7 protein-coding genes are annotated in these 10,443 nt (G+C 36.0%); 6 read left to right on the top strand and 1 reads right to left on the bottom strand.

The genetic code is table 11. The annotated features are described in order from the left end of the window. The first annotated feature begins 20 nt into the window (after positions 1–20). Positions 21–2,822, top strand: coding sequence for a translation initiation factor IF-2 (gene infB, locus ACIQ2Z_RS03155; protein ID WP_396182711.1), 2,802 nt, complete (start codon positions 21–23; stop codon positions 2,820–2,822). A 53-nt stretch (positions 2,823–2,875) separates the two neighbouring features. Here the strand turns inward: infB and ACIQ2Z_RS03160 are convergent, their stop codons facing one another. Further along, positions 2,876–3,265 (bottom strand): SPOR domain-containing protein, encoded by a 390-nt coding sequence (locus tag ACIQ2Z_RS03160; RefSeq protein WP_396182712.1) that lies wholly within the window; start codon positions 3,263–3,265, stop codon positions 2,876–2,878. 219 nt (positions 3,266–3,484) lie between these two features. Here ACIQ2Z_RS03160 and ACIQ2Z_RS03165 point away from each other — a divergent pair, with 219 nt between their 5' ends. From ACIQ2Z_RS03165 to ACIQ2Z_RS03185, 5 genes are all read left to right on the top strand, one after another. Beyond that, positions 3,485–4,822 (top strand): c-type cytochrome, encoded by a 1,338-nt coding sequence (locus ACIQ2Z_RS03165; RefSeq protein WP_396182713.1) that lies wholly within the window; start codon positions 3,485–3,487, stop codon positions 4,820–4,822. A 32-nt stretch (positions 4,823–4,854) separates the two neighbouring features. Next, positions 4,855–7,923: a TAT-variant-translocated molybdopterin oxidoreductase gene (locus tag ACIQ2Z_RS03170; protein ID WP_396182714.1), complete on the top strand. Its 3,069-nt coding sequence runs from the start codon at positions 4,855–4,857 to the stop codon at positions 7,921–7,923. A gap of 34 nt (positions 7,924–7,957) precedes the next feature. Then, positions 7,958–9,358 carry an NrfD/PsrC family molybdoenzyme membrane anchor subunit gene (gene nrfD / locus ACIQ2Z_RS03175; RefSeq protein ID WP_396182715.1) on the top strand — a complete coding sequence of 467 codons (1,401 nt, stop codon included), beginning with the start codon at positions 7,958–7,960 and terminating at the stop codon, positions 9,356–9,358. 21 nt (positions 9,359–9,379) lie between these two features. After that, positions 9,380–9,904 (top strand): DUF3341 domain-containing protein, encoded by a 525-nt coding sequence (locus ACIQ2Z_RS03180; RefSeq protein ID WP_396182716.1) that lies wholly within the window; start codon positions 9,380–9,382, stop codon positions 9,902–9,904. Positions 9,905–9,913: 9 nt separating this feature from the next. Continuing rightward, on the top strand, positions 9,914–10,443 hold a 530-nt coding region (locus ACIQ2Z_RS03185), incomplete at its 3' end, for a c-type cytochrome (protein ID WP_396182717.1).

Raw genomic sequence — 10,443 nt, forward strand, 5'->3', positions numbered from 1 at the left:
ATGAACACTAAAAAAGTAATATGTCTGAAGAAAAGAATATAAGAATTAATAAAGTTTTAAGGGAGTTAAATATTTCTTTGGAGAGAGCTGTCGATTATTTAAAAGACAAAGGAATTGCTATTGAAGCAAGTCCAAATACAAAAATCTCAGAAGATGTATATGCAACTCTTTGCAATCAATTTGCAGGCGATAAGGGAAATAAAGAGGCATCTAAAGAAGTAAGTGAGGAAAAACGTAAAGAAAAAGAAGCTTTGCGTATTGAAAGAGAAAAAGAATTAGAATTGCTCAAAAAACAAGAAGAAGATCTTCATAGACAACAAGATGTAATTAAAGCGAAAGCTGTTTTTAGTGGACCTGTGCAAGTAGGTAAAATTGACTTGGATCCTAAAAAAGTTGTTTTTCCTCAACCTGAAAAGATAGTTGAAGTTAAACCAACCCCAGTTGCTGAGATTGTAAAACCTGAACCTATTCAACCTAAACCAATTGTACAAGAAGAAAAAGTAAAAATTGAGCCAAAGAAAATTGAGCCCAAAGTAATTGTTCCAAAAGTTGAAGAGCCTAAAAAGGCTGAACCAAAGGCTGTGACAGATATTCCTGAAATTGATGAAAAATTTGAAACGCAATATCAAAAATTATCCGGAACGACTACCACAGGACAAAAAATTGATTTATCGCAGTTTGATAAGCCTAAAAAGAAAAAAGAAGAGCCTAAAATTCAACCCAGATCTGCAACACAAGGCGCGGCATCTGATGCAAATAAAAATAAACGTAAAAGAATTCCGCCAAAACCGGGGACTCCTGGTGGAGGTCAAAATCAAGGAAATCAACAAGGCGGAGGTACAATTAGACCGAATCATCTAATTAGACCTGGTTTTAATAAAGGGGTTCGCCCGGCTATTGTAGCTAAAGTTGAGCCAACCGAAGAAGAAGTACAAAAACAAATCCGAGAAACTCTTGAAAAACTTCAAGGCAAAGGAAATAAAAGCAAAGCAGCAAAGTATCGTAGAGATAAGAGAGATACACACCGTCAACGTTCTGACGATGAGCTAAAAGCAATAGAAGAAGGGAGCAAAACTATTAAAGTAACTGAGTTTGTTACTGTTGGAGAAATCGCTACTATGATGGATGTGCCAATTACCAAAGTAATCGGAACTTGTATGTCTTTGGGAATTATGGTTACGATGAACCAACGTTTAGATGCTGAAACATTATCAATTGTTGCCGATGAATTTGGTTATGAAGTAGAGTTTATTACTACTGATATTGAAGATGCAATACAAGTTATTGATGATAAAGAAGAAGATTTAGTACATAGAGCTCCAATAGTTACTGTAATGGGCCACGTCGATCACGGTAAAACGTCATTATTAGATTACATTCGTAAAACAAATGTAATAGCCGGTGAGTCTGGAGGAATTACACAACACATTGGTGCTTATAGTGTAACGCTTGAAAATGGACAAAAAATCACATTTTTAGATACACCTGGTCACGAAGCGTTTACAGCAATGCGTGCTCGTGGTGCTCAATTAACGGATATTGCAATTATTGTAGTAGCTGCGGATGATGACATAATGCCACAAACGAAAGAAGCAATCAGTCATGCTCAGGCGGCTGGTGTGCCAATGATTTTTGCGATTAACAAAGTAGATAAACCAAACTCTAATCCGGAAAAAATTAAAGAAAGATTAGCAGGTATGAATTTACTGGTTGAAGATTGGGGTGGTAAAATTCAATCACACGATATCTCTGCAAAAGTCGGAACCGGTGTTAAAGAATTATTGGAAAAAGTATTATTAGAAGCTGAGTTGTTAGACTTAAAAGCAAATCCTAATAAACCAGCTGTTGGTACTGTAGTAGAAGCTTTCCTTGATAAAGGAAAAGGTTATATCTCTACCGTTTTGGTACAAGCAGGAACGGTAAAAATTGGAGATTATGTTTTGGCCGGAAAAAATCATGGTAAAGTAAAAGCCATGCATGATGAACGAGGTAACAGTTTAAAAGAAGCCGGTCCTTCAACACCTATTTCAATTTTAGGTTTAGATGGTGCTCCAACAGCAGGAGATAAGTTTAATGTGTTTGAAGACGAAAGAGAAGCTAAACAAATTGCTGCAAAAAGGTCTCAATTGATGCGTGAACAATCGGTTAGAACACAAAAACATATTACACTTGCTGAAATTGGAAGACGTATTGCTTTAGGACAATTTAAAGAATTAAATATCATTTTAAAAGGTGACGTGGATGGTTCTGTTGAAGCACTTTCAGATTCCTTCTCTAAATTATCTACAGAAGAAATTCAAATTAAAATTATACATAAAGGGGTTGGAGCGATTACAGAATCGGATGTTTTGTTAGCTTCTGCTTCCGATGCAATTATTATCGGATTTAATGTTCGTCCTGCCGGAAATGCAAAACAATTGGCAGATAAAGAAGAAATTGACATCAAAACATATTCTATTATTTATGATGCAATTGATGATTTGAAAGATGCTATGGAAGGAATGTTATCTCCCGAAATGAAAGAAGAAATTTCAGGAACAGCAGAAATTCGCGAAACCTTTAAAATTTCTAAAATTGGAACAGTTGCGGGTTGTATGGTTTTAGATGGTAAAATTTTTAGAAGTTCTAAAATCAGATTGATTAGAGAGGGTGTTGTTATTTACACGGGAGATTTAGTTGCCTTAAAACGATTTAAAGATGATGTAAAAGAAGTTTCTAAAGGCTACGATTGTGGTATTCAAATTAAAGGATACAACGATATTGAAATTAATGATTTAATCGAATGCTTCAGCCAAGTTGAAGTGAAGAAAAAAATAAAATAAATTAAATAAAAAATCCCGAGCAATCGGGATTTTTTATTTTATAAGATACAATTCTATTTGTTAGGTTTGATTAAAAATGCATTAGGGTATTTTAATTTTATGTCTTTTAAATTTCTTTCAGCTTCTATTCTTGTTTTAAAATTTCCTACCCAGACTTTGTATACCGGGGTTTGAAAAAAGATAGAACAATCTATGTTTTTGTTTTCTTTTTTAAAAGCTAATAACGTTTTTTTTGAATTTTCATTATCCCCTGTAAAAATTTGAATTTTCCATCTATCGTTCATTGCAATAGAGGAATTAACTTTTCTTTTTTCATTTAACAGCTGTTCAAATTTAGCATCTTGTTCCACTGTAATATTTTGTCCACTTAGTGTGAAATTTGAAACAAATAAAGTTAATAGAATCAATGTGTAAAGGTGTTTTTTTCTTTTTTGAAATAGCATAATGAATTGATTTTAATACAAATGTACGCGTTATGAAATAAAACAAAAACAAAAAAATTATTTAGAATAAATATAAATTACGTTTTAAGAGTATTTTAAGGTTTTGAGAATAGCTCATAAATCGTATTTTTGTCCGAGTTTAAAATAAATACAGTTGTTTTTATCAAGGACGATAGAAAAAATCATACCAAAATTTGTCGACAAATTATAACTACTTATATGAAAAAGGTGGGTAACCATAATTCGATTTCCGAAGTACTAAAATTCAGTTTAGCTTTAATGCTGACTTTTTCAATTCAACTTTTTGCTCAAGATGCAACTGCTCCAGCAGATGCTGCTGCTCCGGCTGCTCAAACAGCACCTGCTGCAATGGCGTCAGGTGATGCTGCTGCGGGAAAAGCACTATTCAATGCACAATGTGCGGCATGCCACAAGTTGGATGCAAAGATGACAGGACCAGCCTTACGAGGTGTTGGTGCGAAATATGAAAAAGAATGGTTGTACAAGTGGATTCGCAACAGTGCCGAATTAATTAAATCGGGAGACGAACGTGCGAACAAAATTTATAATGAGTTTAACCAGTCTCCTATGACTGCTTTTCCTCAATTATCAGATGCAGATCTTGATAATATCATTGCTTATACAATGGAGCCAAAAGCTGAAGTAGCCCCACCGCCACCGTCACCAGATGGACAAGTTGTAGCTACCGGTGGAATTTCAAATGAAGTTATCCTTGGTGCCTTAGCTTTAGTTTTAGCAATGTTGGTAGTAATGCTTTTCTTGGTAAGAAATGTATTGACTAAAATTGCAAAGGCAAATGGAATCGAAGCTGCTCAAAAAGAACCTTCGCTTCCTATTTGGAAAGCATTTGCTAAAAATCAATTTTTGGTATTAGTAACTGTTATTTTCTTTTTATTGTCGGGAGCTTATTTTGTCTACGGATGGATGATGCAAATTGGTGTGGATCAAAATTACGAGCCCATACAACCCATTCATTATTCCCACCGAATTCACGCGGGTGATAATGGAATCGATTGTAAATATTGTCACTCTTCCGCTAGAGATAGTAAACATTCCGGAATTCCTTCTTTAAATGTTTGTATGAACTGTCATAAAAATATTGGTGAGGTTGCCGAAACAACATTGGCTGAAGGAAAAGAATATGGTGTAGATTATAATTTGGAAATCCAAAAATTATATGATGCGGTTGGTTGGGATAAAGCCAATCAAAAATATACCGGAAAAACACAACCTGTAAAATGGGTGCGTATTCACAACCTTCCTGATTTAGTGTATTTCAATCACGCTCAACACGTAACTGTTGGCGGTATTGAATGTCAAACGTGTCACGGTCCGGTTCAAGAGTACGAATATCAAAAACAGTTTGCTCCATTAACAATGGGCTGGTGTATCAATTGTCACCGAGAAACAGAAGTGAAATTGAAAGACAACGAGTACTACAAAAAAATTCACGAAGAACTTTCCAAAAAATATGGCAAAGATAAATTGACTGCTGCTGATATGGGAGGTTTAGAATGTGGAAAATGTCACTATTAATTAATTTATTAAGAAGCTAATATATATACAGTATGTCATCAAACAAAAAATACTGGAAAAGTGTTGAAGAGCTAAACGAAAATAGCTCTATTGTTGAGACGTTAAGAAATAACGAATTCATCGAACCTATCCCTACGGATCAGTTCTTAGGAGATAAAGAGAGTTTGTCAAATTCTTCTACTTCTAGACGTGATTTCTTAAAGTACGTTGGTTTTAGCACTGCCGCCGCTTCATTGGCTGCATGTGAAGGACCGGTAATCAAATCTATTCCTTATGTTATGCAACCGGAGCAAATTATTCCCGGTGTTGCTGATTATTATGCCACTTCCATGTTCGACGGATTTGATTTTGCTAATATATTAGTAAAAACACGTGAAGGTCGTCCAATCAAAATAGAAAATAATACAATTGAAGGTGCAAAATATACTGCAAATGCTCGTGTTCATGCTTCGGTTTTGTCGATGTATGACAACATGCGTTTGAAACAACCTAAAGTGAATCAAAAAGACGCTACTTGGTCAGAAGTTGATGCAAAAGTAAAAGCTAGTTTAGCTGATGCAAAAGCAACAGGAGCACAGGTAGTCCTTTTAACAGGTACTTTAGCTAGTCCTTCAACAGAAAAATTAGTAAATGAATTTTTAGTAAATAATCCAACTGCAAAACATGTTGTTTATGATGCAGTTTCTTCTTCAGAAGCCTTAGATGCTTTTGAAGCAGTTTATGGAGAAAGAGCTTTAGCTGAATATGAATTTGAAAAAGTTTCAACGATTGTATCTGTTGGAGCAGATTTCTTAGGAGATTGGCAAGGTGGGGGATACGACAAAGGATATGCTCAAGGAAGAGTTCCTAAACAAGGGAAAATGTCAAAGCATATCCAATTGGAAGCAAACATGACATTATCCGGTGCTGCTGCCGATAAAAGAATTCCAATGTCTACAGCAGAACAAAAGCAAGCTTTAGTTAAGATTTTCAGCATTGTTACAGGAACTCCTGTTGCTGTTGGAAAATTATCAAACGAAGCTGAAATTGTTAAAATTGCAGGACAATTAAATCAATCTGGAAGTAAAGGAGTTTTAGTTTCGGGTATCGATGATAAAAATGCGCAATTGTTGGTTTTGGCAATTAATTCTAAATTAAACAGTGAAGCTTTCAATCCAAATCAAACACGCCAAATCAGAAAAGGTTCTAACCAAGCAGTAGCTCAGTTGGTAGCCGATTTAAGTGGTGGAAAAGTGCACACACTTATTATGAGTGGAGTGAATCCGGTTTATACTTTAGCAAAAGGAAAAGCCTTTGCGGATGGACTGAAAAAAGCAAAACTTTCTGTTGCTATTTCTTTGAAAGAAGACGAAACTGCTTCTTTAACAACGATCGCAGCTCCTGCTCCTCATTATTTGGAGAGTTGGGGGGATGTGCAAATTATCAAAGGAACGTATGGTTTAACGCAGCCAACTATTCGTCCGTTATTCAATACACGTCAATTACAAGATAATTTATTGGTTTGGAACGGAAATGCTAAAACGTACTATGAGTATTTAAAAGAATCATGGGCAGGAGTTTTAGTTGGTAAAACTTGGAATCAAGCGGTACATGACGGTATTTTTGTTTCAGGAACTGTTTCTTCAAATGTTGCTACATCAGCAGATTTTTCTGCGGCAGCCTCTGCGTTAGTTCAAGCAAAACCTTCAAGTGGATTAGAGTTAAACTTATATACCAAAACCGGTATGGGTGACGGACAACAAGCCAACAACCCATGGTTACAAGAATTCCCGGATCCGATTACTAGAGTTTCATGGGATAATTACTTGACCATTTCCAGAGCGGATGCTGAGAAATACGGTGTTAAAAATCATAATGTTGCCAATGGTGGATTGAACGGAAGCTATGTAACTGTTACAGTTGGGGGTACAAAACTTGAAATAGTTCCTGTAATTATCCAACCCGGTCAAGCAAAAGGAACCGTTGGTTTAGCACTTGGCTATGGTAAAAAAGCAGCTTTAAAAGAAGCAATGCAAGTAGGTGTGAACGGTTATACATTATATAAAGGATTTAACGCAACTCAATATGCTACAATTGCTTTGGAAAGTGGCGAACATGAATTTGCATGTGTTCAGTTGCAAAAAACATTGATGGGCCGTGGAGATATTATTAAAGAAACTACTTTAAATGTATTTAGTGATCCAAAAATAGATTCTAAAGTATGGAATCAACCACCAATGGTTTCTATGGACCACAAGCCAATTGAAGCCACAAAAGTTGATTTATGGGATAGTTTTGACAGAAGTGTTGGACACCATTTCAATTTATCAATTGATTTAAATTCATGTACCGGTTGTGGAGCATGTGTTATTGCATGTCACGCTGAAAACAACGTTCCTGTTGTTGGAAAAACGGAAGTTAGAAGAAGTAGAGATATGCATTGGTTGCGTATTGATAGATATTATTCTTCTGAGGATACATTTGCAGGTGATAACAAGAAAAAAGATGAGTTTGATGATTTAACTGGAGATAAAGGTTCCTTAAGTGGATTTGGAGAATTAGAGAACCCTGCCGATAACCCTCAAGTTGCTTTCCAGCCTGTAATGTGTCAACACTGTAATCACGCACCTTGTGAAACAGTTTGTCCGGTTGCTGCAACTTCTCACAGTCGTCAAGGTCAAAACCATATGGCGTATAACAGATGTGTGGGTACTCGTTATTGTGCCAACAACTGTCCGTATAAAGTACGTCGTTTCAACTGGTTCTTATACAACAAAAACAATGAATTCGATTTCCATATGAACGATGATTTAGGTCGTATGGTGCTGAATCCGGATGTAAATGTTCGTTCAAGAGGGGTTATGGAAAAATGTTCAATGTGTATTCAAATGACACAAGCTACGATATTAAAAGCGAAAAAAGAAGGTCGTCAAGTGAATGCTGACGAATTCCAAACGGCTTGTTCAAATGCTTGTACAACGGGTGCTCTTGCTTTTGGAGATGTAAACAACAAAGAAAGTGAAGTTGCCAAATTGGTTGAAGATGACCGTATGTATCATTTGTTAGAACATGTTGGTACAAAACCAAATGTATTCTATCACGTAAAAGTTAGAAATACTTAGTCAATTAAATTAATAAGAAATACTATAAAGGATTATGTCGTCTCACTACGAAGCACCCATTAGAAAACCTTTAGTTATAGGTGATAAATCTTATCATGATGTAACAGTAGATGTCGCTGCTCCTGTTGAAGGAAGAGCAAATAAACAATGGTGGATTGTCTTTTCAATCGCATTAACCGCTTTCCTTTGGGGAGTAGGTTGTATGATTTACACCATCTCTACCGGTATCGGAACATGGGGATTAAATAAAACTGTTGGTTGGGCTTGGGATATCACTAACTTCGTTTGGTGGGTTGGTATCGGTCACGCCGGAACATTGATTTCAGCGGTACTTTTACTTTTCCGTCAAAAATGGAGAATGGCGATTAACCGTTCTGCAGAAGCAATGACCATTTTTTCAGTTATGCAAGCGGGTTTATTCCCAATTATCCACATGGGTCGCCCATGGTTAGGATATTGGGTGTTACCAATTCCAAACCAATTTGGTTCGTTATGGGTAAACTTTAACTCACCTTTACTTTGGGATGTATTTGCAATTTCAACCTATCTTTCTGTATCACTAGTATTCTGGTGGACAGGTTTGCTTCCTGACTTTGCAATGTTAAGAGACCGAGCGATTACTCCTTTTACAAAAAGAGTGTATTCCATCTTATCATTTGGATGGAGCGGAAGAGCAAAAGATTGGCAACGCTTTGAAGAGGTATCTTTAGTTCTTGCCGGATTAGCAACTCCTCTTGTACTTTCCGTACACACGATTGTATCTTTTGACTTTGCTACATCAGTTATACCGGGTTGGCATACAACCATTTTCCCGCCATATTTCGTTGCAGGTGCGGTATTCTCAGGATTCGCTATGGTAAACACCTTGTTGATTATCATGAGAAAGGTGTCCAAATTAGAAGCTTATATCACCATTCAGCATATTGAATTAATGAACATTGTAATTATGATTACAGGTTCTATTGTGGGTGTTGCCTATATTACTGAATTATTTGTGGCTTGGTATTCAGGTGTAGAATATGAACAATACGCATTTTTGAATAGAGCTACAGGTCCTTACTGGTGGGCTTATTGGTCGATGATGATATGCAACGTGTTTTCTCCTCAGTTTATGTGGTTCAAGAAATTAAGAACGAGTATCATGTTCTCTTTCATTATTTCGATTGTAGTAAACATAGGTATGTGGTTTGAGCGCTTTGTAATTATTGTAACATCGTTACATAGAGATTACCTTCCATCATCATGGACGATGTTCTCCCCAACGTTTGTAGATATCGGAATTTTTATTGGAACAATTGGATTCTTCTTTGTGTTATTTCTTTTATATGCGAGATCATTCCCTGTGATTGCTCAAGCGGAAGTAAAAACGATTTTGAAATCTTCAGGTGAGTTTTACAAAAAAAGAAGAGAAGAAGAAGGACATCACAATCATTAAGATAATTAGTAGTAAGAAATTATGAGTACTAAAGTTATACAAGCACTATATAATGATGATGACATCCTGATGGATGCCGTGAAAGAAACACGCAAAGCACATCATCATATTGAAGAAGTTTATACTCCTTTTCCGGTTCACGGATTGGACAAAGCGATGGGATTGGCACCAACACGATTAGCGATTGCCTCTTTTATGTATGGAGTAGTTGGTTTATCTTTTTCAATTTGGATGATGAACTTTATTATGATTCAAGATTGGCCACAAGATATTGGTGGAAAACCTAGTTTTAGTTATATTGAAAACATGCCTGCTTTCGTTCCGATTATGTTTGAGCTAACCGTTTTCTTTGCTGCACACTTAATGGTTATTACTTTTTACATGAGAAGTAAATTATGGCCTTTCAAAGAAGCAGAAAATCCGGATGTTAGAACTACAGATGACCATTTTTTAATGGAAGTTGCTGTGAATAATAACGAAGATGAATTAGCCTCTTTCCTAAAAGGAACGGGTGCAATAGAAATTAAAGTAGTTGAAAAGCATTAATATAAAACTATGAAAAGCTTAGTTAAAATTACGTTATTAGTTGGTTTAGCCGTTTCGGTTACCTCTTGTTTTGATAGCAAGAGTCCAAATTATCAGTTTTTTCCAAACATGTATGAATCGATTGGGTATGAAACCTATGCAGAATCGGAAGCATTCAATGGGAAAAATCAATTGCAAGGGCAAACTGCTCAAGAGCCACCTGTTGGAACTGTGAAGAGAGGTTTTGAAGTATATGATTATGAAAATTCAACTGCCGGTTATGAATTAGCAAAGCTTAATTCGATCTCACCTTTGGATTCGATTTCTGAAAAAGAAGCTGCTAAAGGAAAAGAACTTTACGGAATTTATTGTGCCATTTGCCACGGTGATTCAGGAAATGGAAAAGGGAAATTAGTAGAAAGAGAAAAATTTCTTGGTGTTCCAAGTTATGCTGATAGACCAGTTACTGAAGGAAGTGTTTTTCACGTGATAACTTATGGATTAAACTCAATGGGTTCTCATGCTAATCAATTATCTCAATACGAGCGTTGGTTAGTAAC

The sequence above is a fragment of the Flavobacterium sp. genome (genome assembly GCF_044361015.1).
GTDB lineage: Bacteria > Bacteroidota > Bacteroidia > Flavobacteriales > Flavobacteriaceae > Flavobacterium.